Here is a 14,642-nt window from a genome sequence, read left to right as displayed (position 1 = left end):
GCGAAATTTAAAAAGCAAAATTTCCAACGGGGGAGATTTGATTCTGTGATCACAGTTTATTCTGTTTGATAATATCGTTTAATTTAAGGCTTGTGTCTTTAAATTGAAAACTCAAATGGCGAAGTATTGCGCTTCCATAACCCAATGTAGATACGGCTGAGGCCTTCGAAAACAGGCCAATTCTGTTCCCTACATAATTTGGCATTCCCTCCGTCCTTGGAGGTCAGATGTGTTCACGGTGAGTCTCAGTAGCGTCTGTCATACGCCGACCGCAGGTCATTGGAACCATTTCAGCTTGAAAGTAACTCATTCCTGCCGTGCGACGTGAAGTCGTATGAAGCGTTGTTCACCACGATAAGAGTGAACCATCTTTATCACCAGATGACCCTAAGACTCTGAATAAAGCAGCGAGTCTGACAATGTAACGAAATTCGGTTTATAGCCGGATGGGAACAGAATCGTGAGAGGATGTTCTTCCTGATAACCACAAGTCGGGTAAGTGCTAGGGAGTGAGTATGATGAACATATGTGAATTCACGTAAGGTGCGTTATATGAGAAGCAGCGGAAGTGGTTTATACGCTGTGGCCAAAAGGCAACGAGAGCTGGAAAGATATTGAGAAATGCTCTTTCGTGGTCATATAGCTCTTCGCACTAGAGTGGGCATCTAAACTGACATTACGCTTCATACGGAACACGGTAAGCCTGAATCGCTCCCATTGGGAAAGTTATCTGTGAAGATAGCCGATAGTGGTGCCGGTAAAGGAGACTGGAGAAAGCCAATGCTGCATTGTAATTATGCAGATACAGACCTTGTGTTTGCCACGAAAGTGATCCCACTTCCAGCTGGTCTCCCGTTGCAAGAAAATTAGAAGAACTTTGTTAATGGAGAAACGCAAATGTTGACTTCGATTGAAGTTAGTGACTCTCCTTGCTTTGCTCAACGATAATCCAAAGATTGGAAAGTCATAGAGCAGAAAGTATCAAAGCTTCAAGTGAGTATTGCAAAGGTAACCCCTGTGGTTACCGGGTAACATAGTACGCCTTGGTGGAGGCTTGAGTCGTATGCAGTGAAAGTTGCACGTAGGTTCTTAGGAGAGCGGAACTTGGTAACCAGTGCCGCTTATCCGACCATTCTGAGTCGTGGGTACATGAACTACATCGCATCCCATAGTTCGGCTTTTTGTACAATAATATCGACCACATTAGCAAGCTCTATACCTTTAGGGGTTAAACCGTAATTCACCGTGACCGGGATAGTGTCTTCTTGTTTTCGCCAAACAAATCCATGCTCTCGTAACAACTTTAAACGCTCAGTGAGTACCTTACTTGAGACTAATGCCAACTGCTTACGTATTTGACCAAATCGCATCTCTTCCTGTTGGCCTAGCAACCATACGATATGTGCAGTCCATTTAGTTGATATCAATGTTAAGTATTTGTCCACACTACAATAGTTGGCTGGCTTTACTTGATGATTCACTTCTATTGGCATCACTCTTTCCTCATTCGTTCTTCTTTAATCTACAGTTTAATATCGATCGATATCACAGCTTACTAGTTACATAGGGGTAACTAGTTACTTTTTGGAAGCTACTTTCAAATAGTAACCAAGTTCATTATTATAACTTACAACGACAAGGCAAAGATATTGGTTGTATCTGAGCCAACAATTAACAGGACTAAGTTATGCGTTACATTTTACTTTTAACCACTTTGTTTTCATTCTGTCTGCAGGCAGGAACTCATTACTCGAAACCACAAACGCCTGCTGAGTTACATGTATTATTTGGGCAATACTTTGCACAGAAAGATATAGAAGGATTAAGTACGCTTTTTCATGAAGATGCAGTATTTATTTTAGATGAAGAAGGCAACCAAGCTAAGGGGCATGAAGCGATTAAACAGGTATTACAGGGCTTTATGCAAGGTGATGTAAAGATGGTCACAAAAAGTGTTTCTATTCATGTAAATGGTGACGTAGCCATGATCCTCTCAGAATGGGAAGTACCAAATGCTATGCATGGCACTGCTTTAGAGGTTATGCATTACGTGGACGGTGGCTGGGTTTACGTTATCGACAATCCATATGGTTTTTAATTTTAGCAATAATGAATAGTTTAGAGAGGAATTTCAAAATGAAAGCAGTACAGGTTCAGTCGTTTGGTGATATCGATAAATTAGTTGTCAATGAAGTTGAAAAGCCATCAATTACACCCACTCAAGTTCTTATAAAGGTAGCGTATAGCGGTGTTAAGCTCGCGGACACTTATATTCGAAAAGGGGCCTTTCCAGGTTTACCAACACCGCCTTTCACACTTGGTATGGAAGGTTCTGGTGAATATGTGGGGTTGAATATGTGGGGTCAGTGTAAACTTTAATTTATTACCGTACATTTCCTAATCTCACAGCTCACTTTTAGACCTTTTGCATTAACTCGGTTCTGTCCAGAAATGAGCTAGACGCTACTCTGAACTCGTGTGAACACACGCTACTCTGAACTCGCTGGCAGAGCATCTGCTGTGGAACGTGCAAGCTTCTGAAAAAGGGATTTTTCAGCAGAGCCTACATGGAGGTATTCACGGCGGCTTGCAAAGGAACATAGTGGATGAGCTGCTTTCCATCATAAGTAGATGTTTTAGGTAATGGCACTAGATCCCGGCCCAGAAGCCTTGCCGGGATGACTCCCAATTATTCCCAAGTTGTTCTGCTAAGCTATCTCATTTCTGCCCAAAAACGTGTTTAGCTTTAAAACTAACATATCTATTCTCGACTAATACGCTTCAATAGCAGTAGCACCATAATTAACAGTTAGCGTTGTCACTTACAGCAGGACCTTTTTATTGTGTTATATACAGAACACGCTGTTTCATTTTGAAGCTATTTTTTACATTTGTAGCACAAATATGTTAGCTGCTTCCTGTTTACTGATTGTCGATTGTTGTAAACTCCGCGCCAACAAAGGCTATGTTGGTAAGAGTAAATTTTACCAGACATTGTGTACCACAAATGTGTTTACACCAATACTCGCAGGTCACTAGCGCTATCAGCGCCAAGTGGATCTCTCACCCAAGTCAATCTCGTTTGGGGCTCTACCTGCCATAGCCATATCGCCAATGAATAACCATTGGTTTACTGATATACCCAAACGACCTCAAGATGCAGTATTCAGCATGTCGAGAAGTGACAGAGTTCAAGGCATGAAATTGAAGTACTCGTTATTCGAATTCAATATTTCATAACGCCGAAAAATGGTACTTCTCGCCTTGCCCTACGGGAGTTCCCGTAGAATAGCTGCACTGTGTTAGTGATATTGAAAAGGGAATACCATTCTCTCAATCACTGCCTTGCTCAGCTACCCTACGGGGGCTCTGAAACGAACATATTGAAGTGGCTTGGGTATAATATTTAAGAGATCAAAAGGTATAACTACTATGAAGTCTGAACAGGCTCTCTCTAGCTCTAACTCTGCCGCTGTGTCTGCCACCGATTCATTTTTGGATCGCTATTTCAATATTACTGCCCGTGGAAGTACCTTGAAACGTGAAGTCATTGCCGGCTTAACGACGTTTTTGGCGATGGTTTACTCGGTGATTGTGGTGCCTAACATGCTGGGTACTGCGGGGTTTGATCCTGCATCGGTATTTATTGCTACCTGCTTAATTGCCGCGTTTGGGTCGTTACTCATGGGGTTATGGGCTAACTTGCCGATGGCCATTGGTTGTGCAATATCACTCACGGCATTTACAGCCTTTAGTATGGTGCTGGGGCAGGGGATATCGATTCCTGTCACGCTTGGCGCTATTTTCCTTATGGGTATCGTATTTACCCTTGTGAGTGTCACCGGTATACGTCAGTGGGTACTGACTAATCTGCCAAAAGGTATTGCTCACGGTACGGGTATTGGTATTGGTCTGTTTTTACTGCTTATTGCGACCAATAGCGTGCAATTGATTGTATCGAACGATGCTGGCTTACCCGTCAAGCTGGGTGATATTAATAGCTTGCCGGTTATTGCCACTATTGTTGGTCTTGCGGCGACGATAGGGCTTGAGCGCCGTGGCATGCCTGGTGGCATATTGCTGGTGATTGTCGGCTTATCAATCTTTGGTTTAATATTTGATCCTAGCGTGACTTACCAAGGCTTATTTGCATTGCCTGACTTGATGTCTGAAACATCAATGATCGGCCAGCTCGATATTATGGGCGCGCTGAACCCTGTGGTACTGCCGATTGTGTTGGCGTTGGTGATGACGGCAATTTTTGATGCTACTGGTACTATCCGTGCTGTTGCTGGGCAAGCTGAACTGCTGGATGAGAACGACAATATAGTGGGTGGTGGTAAAGCACTGACGTCAGATTCTGTCAGCAGTATTGTTGCTGGTGTTGTCGGCGGCGCTCCCGCTGCCGTTTATATTGAATCTGCAGCCGGAACCGCTGCGGGTGGTAAAACGGGCCTGACGGCGACCATTGTTGGCTTGCTGTTTTTAATGATGATGTTCTTGGCGCCATTAAGCTTTCTAGTGCCGGCTTATGCAACGGCGCCAGCGCTTATGTATGTTGGACTACTGATGCTAAGCAACGTGACTAAGCTTGATTTTGACGATAAAGTGGATGCGATGGCGGGTCTGACTTGCGCTGTGTTTATTATCTTAAGCTGTAATATTGTGACAGGGATAATGCTTGGGTTTGTCACCTTGGTGATTGGCCGTATATGCAGCGGCGAGTGGCGCAAACTGCGGCTTGGCGTTATCGCCATTACGCTTGGTTTAGTGACTTTCTATCTGGGCGGCTGGGCGATTTAATCCGTTTACGACTGAATATTGAGGCCAGCCCGTGAGGCTGGCCTTTTTGTTGGCAGTGTGAGTACCGACTAACGATTAGTTTACCGCCCCAAGTTCTGGTCGGTGACAATCAAAGTAGCGACTGCGTTTTTTGTGTTTCAATTTATGCGTATCAACCAATACCAAGCCATCGATGCAATCCCCAAACTCAGCATCAATGCCAAAATCAAGAAAGCTGACACCATCGTCATTACAAAGCTCGCCATATTGTTTGTAGAGTGCAGGCACCGCCGCGCCCATACTTGCCATCGTTTGTTTGAGTAATTTAAAGCCTTCGGCATATTCAAGCTGGCCATATTGGCGATTAAGTAATTGCAGTTTATCTTCATTAAAAATAAACGGACTAAAAGAGTGCGCCAGTGGTTGCTCGCTGGCGAACTGCATTTTATAAAAGTGGATTAAGCGCTCTTTGGCGGGTTCTGGCAGTTGGTCACTTAACGATACGGGACCAAACAGGTAACGATATTGTGGGTTTTTAACCAAAAAGGCGCCGATGCCAATCCAGAGGTAATCTAAACTGCGTTTGCCCCAATATTTGGGTTGTACAAAGCTACGCCCAAGCTCTAATCCTTGTTCAAAGTAGGGGGCAAAGGCGCTGTGGTATTTAAATAATGATTGGCTGTAAAGTGCATCATTACCATATTGTTGATGAACCTCTTTAGCACCGGCAAAACGGTATGAACCGACGATTTCCATATCTACGGGGTCCCATAACACTAAGTGCTGATAGTAGGAGTCGTATTTGTCGGTATCTCTGCGATTGCCAGTGCCTTCACCCACTGCTCGAAAAGCTATCTCTCTTAGTCGTCCTATTTCGCGCATAATCGGGTTACTTGCTTGGTGTTGATAGAGGTAAATCTTCTTTTTATCGCTTGTTTCGCCAAGTAATTCACACTTTAAAAGCGCCGTTTGTAACTCACTGCGAGACTCAGGATGAGCAATGGCACTTTGGGTGGTAAACAGTGGGCTGCGATTTTTACCTATGCGGTAGAGATGATTTTTTAATAGCTTAACTTTTGTTTTCAGCGGGAAATCTGAGCTATTAACCACCTCTTTAGGAATTAACTCCCCAATGCGTACGGGCATGGTTTTCTTGGCTTGCTTAAACATCTCCGTTACGAGCATCAAACTGGCCAGTGGTTTATACAGCATTGAGGCGCCATAAAACGCTGCTGAGTTTTTAGCATCAGCGTGCATGGGCAGCAGTGGGGCATTACACGCTTTCGCTATCTTTAAAAAACCAGAATGCCAGTGCAAGTCAACCACACCTGTTGGTCGAAGCCGTGACACCTCGCCACTGGGGAAAATCAATAGCGCACCTTCATCTCGTAGATGCTGATGGATATTATTGAGGTGTTGTTTTGGCGTGCCCCCCGTCATATTACGAACCGGCAGCAGTATTGAATGCAGCGGTTCAAGTGCCATCAGCAGTTCATTGGCGACCACTTTTATGTCGGGTCTCACCTTGCTGATAAGTTTTATCATGGCTAAGGCGTCAAGAGAGCCGATAGGATGGTTGGCGTAGATGACCACTCGCCCTTCAATAGGGATGTTTTCTATCTCGCTATTGGGCACGCTGTAGTTGAAATTGAAACTATTGAGTACCTGCTCGACAAAATCTACCCCTTTTAAATAGGAGAATTGATTAGCAATGTCATTACACTCTTTCTCCTTGAGCAGGTAACGCAGCATCGCCTTGGTGGGCGTGGCTAGCCAAGGGGTTTTATCGAGCATCGGTAAGTTTTGTTCTACAACATTGTCGACATTGAAAATCATAATAAAACCCTATTGATGAGGACTGACGAGCTGCTATGAACAGATATGAGCTAAGCTACGCGCTTTATCATTGGTGAACCTGAGTGCTGGCTAAATTGAATTGCGCTGATAAGTCGGGCGCAGGCTGTAGCTTCTTGCCATTTCAGCAGTTGGATATCACCCGAATCGGACTCGGCTATAAAGGTGCAGTTTTCCACCCAATCTCCGTCGTTGGCGTAAACCATATTGTCGGTAACCGTGAGTTCTGGCTGGTGGATATGACCACAAACGACAACATCCACTTCCATGCGCTTTGCATAGCGGGTGACGGCGTTGCGATAATTTTTAATGGCTTGTTGCGCTTTGCTGACCCTGAGTTTGACGTAACTGGCGAGTGACCAGTACGGATAACCCAATTGGCTGCGCACTTTATGCAGTTGGCGATTTAGGAATAACAGCAAGTCATAAAGGTGATCGCCCAATTTGGCGTAGGCGCGGCCAATACACACTTCAGAGTCAAATTGGTCGCCATGTAATACCAACACTTTACGCCCTGACACTGTGGTGTGAATATGCTCTTTGGTAATGGTGAGGTCCAACAGACAAAAACCATCGTAGGGCTTTAGGGCTTCATCGTGATTACCCGGAATATACACAATACGTGTGCCTTCTCGTGCCATTTTGAGCAATTTTTGTAGAACTAGGTTATGTGATTGAGGCCAAAGGAATTTACGTTTTAGCGCCCATATGTCAAAGATATCGCCAACCAGAAACAGGATGTCTGTTTGCAGTGAATTTAACAGTTGTAGTAGATACTCTGCTTTGCAGTCTTTACTGCCAAGGTGAACATCTGAAAGCCAAATGGCATTATAGTGTTGCGCTTGATTTAATCGGGCACTATTTATGGGCTTAACCGTGTCATTCTGCGGCGGTAGGCTGCGGTCTCCAAGGCTGTTTTCGAGTTCTGTTGCGGCAATTCCTTGCTGTTTGTTTTCCATTGTCCTGCCAGTGAAAGCGGGGATATGACAATAGAGTAAAAGCGGCAGTTGACTAGCAGATGAACTATTTGTGGCATGTTGATGACGAGGCAAAAAAAAGGAGCGCTTATGCGCTCCGATTATTGACCTTGACTGTTTCTCTATAAAAACTAGAAAATCAGGTGGGCGATCCCTGCTATAACAGGCAGAGTCACCAGTGTTCTTAAGATAAAGACCACTGCAAGCTCAAGGAAATTGACAGGAATTTTACTGCCCATCAATAGTGCGCCAACTTCACTCATATAGATAAGCTGCGTGACTGACAATGCCGCAATAATAAAGCGGGTCATGTCTGACTCAATAGAGCTGGCAAGAATGGCCGGAATAAACATATCCGCAAAACCCACCACAATTGTTTTAGAGGCTTCAGCAGCTTCTGGTACTTGTAATAGTTCCAGTAGCGGGATAAACGGCATACCAAGATAGTTAAATATTGGCGTGAATTCGGCAACCATCAAGGCGATGGTACCAATACCCATCACCACTGGGATCACACCAAAAATCATATCAACTACGTTTTTAACACCGTCGGTCAATGTATGTTTGATGCCGCCAGCGCGAGAGGCTTTGGTCAGTGCTAGATCTAAACCCCAAGAGAATACGCCATGGCCGGCTGGGATGACTTCATCATCTTTATGGCGGGGTGTTTCATCAATATAGAGGTCTTTTTTCCACGATAGGGGAGGCAGTTTAGGCACAATTATCGCTGCGACAAAACCGGCAAAACATACCGTGAGATAGAAAGGAACAAATAGGTGTTCTAGCTGAACTTGCGAGATAACCACCAGTGAAAAGGTTATCGATACTGCTGAGAATGTTGTACCAATCACAGCAGCTTCACGTTGAGTATAGAAGCGTGCTTCGTATTGCTTGCTGGTCATCAAAATACCGACACTGCCATCTCCTAACCAAGATGCCATACAATCAATGGCACTTCGACCCGGTAGATTGAAGATAGGACGCATGACTTTAGTCAGCAGTGTGCCTAATAGCTCCAGTAAACCAAAGTTTAGTAATAGCGGCAGTAACATCCCTGCAAATAAGAAGACTGAAAACAGTACCGGCAATAGGTCGTTGAGAACCAGTGCACCAGTACTACCAGAGCGAATAGCTTCAGGACCGACTTCGAAGAAGGTTAAGCTGATAAAGATGGCACCGAGTATGCGGATCACTAACCAAATAGGGGTGACATTAAACAAGGAGTTTAAAAAAACGCTTTTAATCACAAATTTAGGCTGTGCGACTTTAACGACTAATGATGCCAAAGCAGTAAAGATAACAATCGCAGTGACAATACCGATGAGAGCGTCACCCAGCAGGCTCTGTAGACCTTTAGAGATAATTGCAATTGGAATGGTGATTGCGTCTTGATAACTGATGGGGGTCATGAATAACAGTAGACCGATCAGTGATGGCACAATAAACGTAAGTATGGTTTTAATGTTATGGGTTTGTTTTTCTGACACTTTTTATTACCCTAAATATCGAGTTTTGCTTTACAGCGTTAAAGCTGAATTGGTACTTAAGCAAATAATGTATTGAATATTCATTCAACCGCTAGCAGGCGAGGTTACCGCCTTAAAACATCTAAGTAAAACGATTCTCTTGTTATATAGAATATATCAAGACTAGCGAATAGTTATTAACTCTAAATGACTATTTATATTGTATCGGAATAAGCAGCAAAAGCACAAAAATATTTTTTGTTTATATTCATTTAAAACAATGGTTTGTTTATGTTTCTTAGTTGTTGATTGTTTGGTTCGGCGGATGTTGTCGCTACCCACTAGTGGTAACGACAACACATATTACGGAGGGCAAACTAACTAAATGTTTTTCTCAAAGATTTTGCTTTTTCAGCATTAATTTTTAACTCTTTAACCGATGTTTCAACCACATCAATAGCATTCAAATTTTCATTTGATGCTTGGCTAATGTGACTAATATTTTGGTTTATTTCACCGACAACTAAGGTTTGTTGCTCTGCGGCAACGGCATTTTGTTGCGCTAAATCGTGAATATTTTTTACTGCTTCAAAAATAGTGTCGACTTTTTGCGCTGAAATCTCGGCATCGTCAGTGCATAACAATGCTTGTGACTTACTTTCATCCATCTGTTTTGACCATTGAGTCAGCATGGTAAACATCTTATCGACACTCTTAGAGATACTTTCTGTTGACTGTTGTGTGCGGCTAGATAGTGCGCGAACTTCATCTGCAACAACTGCAAATCCTCGCCCTTGCTCACCGGCTCTTGCGGCTTCGATAGCAGCGTTAAGCGCGAGTAAATTGGTTTGTTCGGCAATGGCATCAATCTCAGACATTGCACTGGCTACTCGCTCTGCTTCTTTGTTTAGCAATTGTGCATTCGCCGCTGCTTCTGTCACTGAATCAGTTAACTCACTAATGCTTGCTGCACTTCTTTGCATTTTGTCACGGCTTTCATGGCAAAGCTGGTAAGTGTCTTGAATGCGATTAGAGGTTGATTGAATATTCGAAGCGACCTCTGTAATGGTGGCGGCCATCTCCTCAGTGGCACTGGCGATTTGTTCTATTTGTTGGTTTTCAATATCCAATCCAGCATGGGCTTGTTGGGCGGCAGTCATTAATTGAGTGGATATGGCATCAATATGTTCGGCATTATCTTGTGAGCGTCCCAGCACACCTTGCAGTTTGGCGTCTTTCATCATCAACTGAAAATCAAGCAACGAAGAGGTATCTCGACCGCAATAGATAAAACGACTGACAGAGTCATGCTGCTGTTTCATCTGCATTAATCGAGCGGGAATACGAAAGGCTTCGTCATAAAAGATGACAAGGTTTACGCCCATTAACACGATACCGGCTAAAATTACGCCCCAACCCCAAATATAACCAGCAGCTGCTAAACCGAGGCTGGCACAAAATGCAGATAGCAGGCGTTTATTGGCTAAGCTAATAGGGTCGCTAACACGTTTACCTAAATTGAGTCGTTGATAGATCTTTTGCGCCTTATTGATGTATTCGATCTTAGGCGCAACGCGTACAGATTGATAACCAACCAGCTCGCTCTGTTCAAATAGTGGCGACACAAAAGCATCAACCCAGTAAAAATGGCCGTTTTTACAGCGGTTTTTAACAATACCGCGCCATGATTGTCCGGCTTCGAGTTTTGCCCACATCTCTTTAAAGGCTGCTTTAGGCATGTCAGGATGTCGTACAAGATTATGATGTTGGCCAAGCAGTTCATTCTCTGTATAGCCTGATATTTCGATAAATCGCTGATTAACGTAGGTGATAATCCCTCGTTTATCAGTGCTTGATATCAATTGATCTGAAGAGGTTAGTCTAACTTCCCGGTTGACTATGTTTGCATTGTTTCTTGTCATTATTATTCCATTTGACTGCAAAGTGTATTACTAGATATGTTGGAAATATACCAACACATTATGTGTGGAATATAGCATTAATACACTCATTATTATTCAGATTTAGCTAATTTGTTTAACGAAATATTAGCAAGAAATATAGGTCGCTATTTTTAGCTAACTTTTTGGCTTTATTATCTTTTTTTGCGGTAATGTTTGGGTTGTTTTAGAGTTTTAACTTGAAAAAAAATAACGGTAGACTATAAAAGTAACGTGGATGTTACGTATCTTGTGTTAGTAATGGTTGTTAAAAATCTGAGCTAGACCTCTTTAACGAAGGCTAATTCGATATATATTAGACGATGCCATTAGATAATATAAAAATAGGAATATATGGTAGCTCGGACGAACAATAAGGTTTCTACACTCGCATTTAGATTTGGTATGCTCGGGATTTTCGGGCTATTGCTAGGTTTGATGTTATCGGTACTGACATTTAAGATGTATGACGGTGAAGGCTTTAGTTTTTTGAACCACACGCTGAGTGAGTTGGGTCATTATGGACACTCCGACTTTGCGGTGATTATTAATGGTGGTCTATTTTTCGGGAGCTTGAGCGCGGTACTATTTTGTCTTTTTTCATTGCAAATAGCGGACTCATCTTGGTCTTATCCCTTTTTTGCTTGCTTAGGGCTGACATTCTTCTGTTTAGCGGCGGTTGGCTTGTTCCCCATCAATGTTTATCATTTACATATTGTGGCGATTAAGTATTTCTTTATCTTCGGCAGTGTCAGTTCAATGTTTTATGGACTGTATTTATTCGTAGGTAGAGGGCGCTTATTTTCGCGCTCGACCAGTGTTTTAGCCATTATCGCGTTTGTGAATATGTCAGCTTTCTTGTTGGTCCCTCTGTTAGGCTTGGAGCTAACAGAGGGCGGTAGAGCTTTCTATCATGAACTGCTGGTCGAGATGCATCGCCCTGCCATTTGGTGGCCCGCCATTTTTGAATGGGTTGGCATCGCCAGTTTTGTGGCCTGGAGTGCTAGCGTGATGTTAAGTTTACGACCTAGAGTCAGCTAACATTATATGTGCGCCAAACCCGCGGTTTGGTGCCAATAGCCATTACAGGTTAGCGGCTTAGTTTTGGGTTTGCAGGTTAGGATACTCTCTGCCAGCGCAACACTCTTTAAACTACTTGGCGAGACTCTAAAGTAGTTCACCCCCATCTGCTTCATTTGCTCGATTTCACTGGATAAATCTATCTGGCTTGCAGATTGAGTTTGAATACCATTGAGCCTTAACAACGGTTGCTGATCTTGGGTTTGCGCAAGCAAGCCTTTTGGATGCGATAGACACACAGTTTGGCAGTTATCTTTGGGCAGATTCTGCTGCTTGGCGGTAAAGCAGCGAGCTGAATGTGCTAATGGTATGTACCCATGAGCAAAGACTTCAATCTCAAACGGCAGTGGGGCACCGGTGGCGGTAACCTCAGCTTCGATAACATGGTTTAACCAAGATTTTGACAACTCTATTGGCATCACAAAGCGTTGCATTCCCCACTGATGCAGTTTTTTTAGTGTCGCTAAGTTGTAGTTATTGATGGTTGGGCCGCAAACAAAAGGTAGCTCAAGCTCTTTAGCAGCTTGCACAGCGCCCATATCATTGGCTTCAATGATAAATTCGCCATTATTCACCTGCTTTTTTAGCTCGGTATACTCAGATGGCGCTTCTAATAGCGCTAAGGTCGACAAGATAACCTCTTTGCCCGACTCTCGTAGCATATGCGCCAGCGCAAGATAATCGGCAAACTTGAGTTGTCTTCTTCTGCTGCACACCGTTTCGCCAAGATAGACCACGGGAATGCTACTTTCAGCCACCTGCTGATAAAATTGATTCACTTTTTCTTTTGACCAGCAATACTGTAATGGCCCGAGAGATGTTTTCATTGGCTTTCCTTGTTGATAAGCAAATGGCCTATTGCCAGGTTCGTTCGTAAGCGCCGAGTGTTGTAGTTTGCCCTTCAGACACTTTTGCCAAGGCGACATTCCACTCTTGCTGAGTTTGGTATTTCTCAGGAGACGAGAGATAGCTATCGATTGCAGTACGCCATACGCGAGTCACTTGTTCGACATATGCCGGACTGCGCTGACGCCCCTCAATTTTGAGTGACACAACATTAGCTTTGGCAAGCTCGGGCAGTAAACTTAAAGTGTTTAAGCTGGTCGGCGCCTCAAGGATATGGCTGGCGTTGCTATTCTCATCGGTGGTGTAACGGCCTTTACAGACCACGGGATAGCCCATCTGTTCATCGACACCGGACTTATCAATGAGCACGTCGTTTAACCACGTCAGGCGGCTACCGCCATCTTCTTGCCAGCGTACATGTTTAGCAGGGGAGCATGAGCCGCCAGTGTTGGGTGATTGCCCTGTCACGTAAGATGATAGATGACAGCGCCCTTCGGCCATGATGCACAAGCTACCAAAAGCAAAAACTTCTAAATCGACAGGGGTCACTTTTGACAAATCTCTGACCTGCTTCATCGACAATACACGCGGTAATACGGCGCGTTGGATATTAAAAGCTTCTTTGTAAAGCGTGAGCGCCCCCAGATTGGTTGCACTGGCTTGTACCGATAAGTGCAGCGGCAGATGCGGGTAACGGCTGTGGGCATAATCTAATAAGGAAATATCAGCCATGATCAATGCGTCAACGCCAGAGGCTGCCGCTAAATCAATGGCTTGGTACCAACGGCTTTCTTCGCCTGGTTTGGGGAAAGTATTAATGGTTAAGAACACTTTCTTGCCGCATCTCTTTGTATACTCAACGGCTTGTTGCAGTTTTTTAGGCGTAAAGTTCAGCCCTGCAAACGAACGAGCATTGGTATCATCTTTTAATCCTAGGTAGACCGCATCAGCGCCAGCATTGAGGGCGATTTTTAATGATGCGAGGTTACCCGCGGGGCACAGCAGTTCCATAGGTCGGCTCCATTTATAAGGAAACAGGAGTTTAAAAGGGAATGAAGATCAAACTTTTGATGTAAAACAGGTTTGTGATCATAAAACCTAGGTAAGATCGGTTTCTTTGTATCAATGCTGGAGCATTTTTAAATGCAAGGTGTACTTCCTAATATTTTGGCGGAAAAAATTCTGCGCATCGGCCCTAAAGCCTTATCACAGCCCTTAGCGCTTATTCCGTTTTCGCTTAAAGCGGACTTATTGAAACGTATTTTGGGTTTGATGCTTGCCGAGCAGGCAGCAGATGATGAGTTAGATTTTTTGCTCGACCGCTGGGTGGCGATCAATATTGAAGACTTAGGGTTAACCTTTGAGGTGAGCTACGACGGTCATTGGTTAGTCCGTCCGTTGCAAAGTGCTGAAGTGACCTTTAAAAGTAACTCTAAGGCGCTGCTGTTAATTGCCGCTGCTAAAGAAGATCCCGATACGCTGTTCTTCCAACGTAAACTCAGTATCGAGGGCGATACCGAGCTCGGGCTTGAGATTAAAAACCTACTGCTGGGTGTTGAATTTGATTCTATGCCCACCGTGATCAGTGCCGCAATCACTAAGCTTGCCGAAGCACTGCAGTCTTTGCAGAGAAAGGCTGAGCCGAAAATGGCTTAGTAAGACATAAAAAAAGGTGCTGTTAAGCACCTTTTTTTGAA

Annotated in this window: 12 protein-coding genes; 5 read left to right on the top strand and 7 right to left on the bottom strand. The window is 43.9% G+C overall.

The genetic code is table 11. The annotated features are described in order from the left end of the window. Positions 1-1,154: 1,154 nt before the first annotated feature. Positions 1,155-1,493: a winged helix-turn-helix transcriptional regulator gene (locus CXF86_RS08830; protein ID WP_101090026.1), complete on the bottom strand. Its 339-nt coding sequence runs from the start codon at positions 1,491-1,493 to the stop codon at positions 1,155-1,157. 194 nt (positions 1,494-1,687) lie between these two features. Between CXF86_RS08830 and CXF86_RS08825 the strand changes: the two genes are divergently transcribed. The 3 genes from CXF86_RS08825 to CXF86_RS08815 all read left to right on the top strand — a co-directional run bounded on the left by CXF86_RS08825 (position 1,688) and on the right by CXF86_RS08815 (position 4,803). Next, positions 1,688-2,098 (top strand): YybH family protein, encoded by a 411-nt coding sequence (locus CXF86_RS08825; protein ID WP_102038805.1) that lies wholly within the window; start codon positions 1,688-1,690, stop codon positions 2,096-2,098. A gap of 38 nt (positions 2,099-2,136) precedes the next feature. Next, positions 2,137-2,379, top strand: coding sequence for an alcohol dehydrogenase catalytic domain-containing protein (locus CXF86_RS08820; RefSeq protein WP_219622724.1), 243 nt, complete (start codon positions 2,137-2,139; stop codon positions 2,377-2,379). A 1,053-nt stretch (positions 2,380-3,432) separates the two neighbouring features. Further along, on the top strand, positions 3,433-4,803 hold the full coding sequence (locus tag CXF86_RS08815) for an NCS2 family permease (RefSeq protein ID WP_102038804.1): 1,371 nt from the start codon (positions 3,433-3,435) through the stop codon (positions 4,801-4,803). A gap of 75 nt (positions 4,804-4,878) precedes the next feature. On the opposite strand, the gene CXF86_RS08810 is transcribed toward CXF86_RS08815, so the two are convergent. From CXF86_RS08810 to CXF86_RS08795, 4 genes are all read right to left on the bottom strand, one after another. Next, positions 4,879-6,618: a bifunctional ornithine lipid synthase OlsF gene (locus CXF86_RS08810; RefSeq protein WP_102038803.1), complete on the bottom strand. Its 1,740-nt coding sequence runs from the start codon at positions 6,616-6,618 to the stop codon at positions 4,879-4,881. Between the two features lie 50 nt (positions 6,619-6,668). After that, positions 6,669-7,595 (bottom strand): UDP-2,3-diacylglucosamine diphosphatase, encoded by a 927-nt coding sequence (locus CXF86_RS08805; protein WP_101092628.1) that lies wholly within the window; start codon positions 7,593-7,595, stop codon positions 6,669-6,671. A 149-nt stretch (positions 7,596-7,744) separates the two neighbouring features. Beyond that, positions 7,745-9,100 carry a YjiH family protein gene (locus tag CXF86_RS08800; RefSeq protein ID WP_101092629.1) on the bottom strand — a complete coding sequence of 452 codons (1,356 nt, stop codon included), beginning with the start codon at positions 9,098-9,100 and terminating at the stop codon, positions 7,745-7,747. A 356-nt stretch (positions 9,101-9,456) separates the two neighbouring features. Then, positions 9,457-11,001 (bottom strand): methyl-accepting chemotaxis protein, encoded by a 1,545-nt coding sequence (locus CXF86_RS08795; RefSeq protein WP_102038802.1) that lies wholly within the window; start codon positions 10,999-11,001, stop codon positions 9,457-9,459. 372 nt (positions 11,002-11,373) lie between these two features. Here CXF86_RS08795 and CXF86_RS08790 point away from each other — a divergent pair, with 372 nt between their 5' ends. Next, positions 11,374-12,060 (top strand): DUF998 domain-containing protein, encoded by a 687-nt coding sequence (locus tag CXF86_RS08790; protein ID WP_101092631.1) that lies wholly within the window; start codon positions 11,374-11,376, stop codon positions 12,058-12,060. A gap of 2 nt (positions 12,061-12,062) precedes the next feature. Here CXF86_RS08790 and CXF86_RS08785 read toward each other — a convergent pair whose 3' ends face one another. Then, a complete protein-coding gene (locus CXF86_RS08785; RefSeq protein ID WP_102038801.1) occupies positions 12,063-12,926 on the bottom strand; it encodes a U32 family peptidase in 864 nt (287 codons plus the stop codon). 28 nt (positions 12,927-12,954) lie between these two features. Next, positions 12,955-13,956 (bottom strand): ubiquinone anaerobic biosynthesis protein UbiU, encoded by a 1,002-nt coding sequence (locus CXF86_RS08780; protein WP_102038800.1) that lies wholly within the window; start codon positions 13,954-13,956, stop codon positions 12,955-12,957. A 132-nt stretch (positions 13,957-14,088) separates the two neighbouring features. Between CXF86_RS08780 and CXF86_RS08775 the strand changes: the two genes are divergently transcribed. Then, a complete protein-coding gene (locus tag CXF86_RS08775; RefSeq protein ID WP_102038799.1) occupies positions 14,089-14,601 on the top strand; it encodes a ubiquinone anaerobic biosynthesis accessory factor UbiT in 513 nt (170 codons plus the stop codon). The last annotated feature ends 41 nt before the right edge of the window (positions 14,602-14,642 follow it).

Source organism: Shewanella sp. GutCb (genome assembly GCF_002836135.1).
Lineage (GTDB): Bacteria > Pseudomonadota > Gammaproteobacteria > Enterobacterales > Shewanellaceae > Shewanella.
This window is presented reverse-complemented; position numbering and strand designations above follow the sequence as displayed.

Bases quoted from the DNA above. Each gene is read 5' to 3' on its own strand.
- CXF86_RS08830 (WP_101090026.1), bottom strand. From the start codon at position 1,493: ATGCCAATAGAAGTGAATCATCAAGTAAAGCCAGCCAACTATTGTAGT.
- CXF86_RS08825 (WP_102038805.1), top strand. From the start codon at position 1,688: ATGCGTTACATTTTACTTTTAACCACTTTGTTTTCATTCTGTCTGCAG.
- CXF86_RS08820 (WP_219622724.1), top strand. From the start codon at position 2,137: ATGAAAGCAGTACAGGTTCAGTCGTTTGGTGATATCGATAAATTAGTT.
- CXF86_RS08815 (WP_102038804.1), top strand. From the start codon at position 3,433: ATGAAGTCTGAACAGGCTCTCTCTAGCTCTAACTCTGCCGCTGTGTCT.
- CXF86_RS08810 (WP_102038803.1), bottom strand. From the start codon at position 6,618: ATGATTTTCAATGTCGACAATGTTGTAGAACAAAACTTACCGATGCTC.
- CXF86_RS08805 (WP_101092628.1), bottom strand. From the start codon at position 7,595: ATGGAAAACAAACAGCAAGGAATTGCCGCAACAGAACTCGAAAACAGC.
- CXF86_RS08795 (WP_102038802.1), bottom strand. From the start codon at position 11,001: ATGACAAGAAACAATGCAAACATAGTCAACCGGGAAGTTAGACTAACC.
- CXF86_RS08790 (WP_101092631.1), top strand. From the start codon at position 11,374: ATGGTAGCTCGGACGAACAATAAGGTTTCTACACTCGCATTTAGATTT.
- CXF86_RS08785 (WP_102038801.1), bottom strand. From the start codon at position 12,926: ATGAAAACATCTCTCGGGCCATTACAGTATTGCTGGTCAAAAGAAAAA.
- CXF86_RS08780 (WP_102038800.1), bottom strand. From the start codon at position 13,956: ATGGAACTGCTGTGCCCCGCGGGTAACCTCGCATCATTAAAAATCGCC.
- CXF86_RS08775 (WP_102038799.1), top strand. From the start codon at position 14,089: ATGCAAGGTGTACTTCCTAATATTTTGGCGGAAAAAATTCTGCGCATC.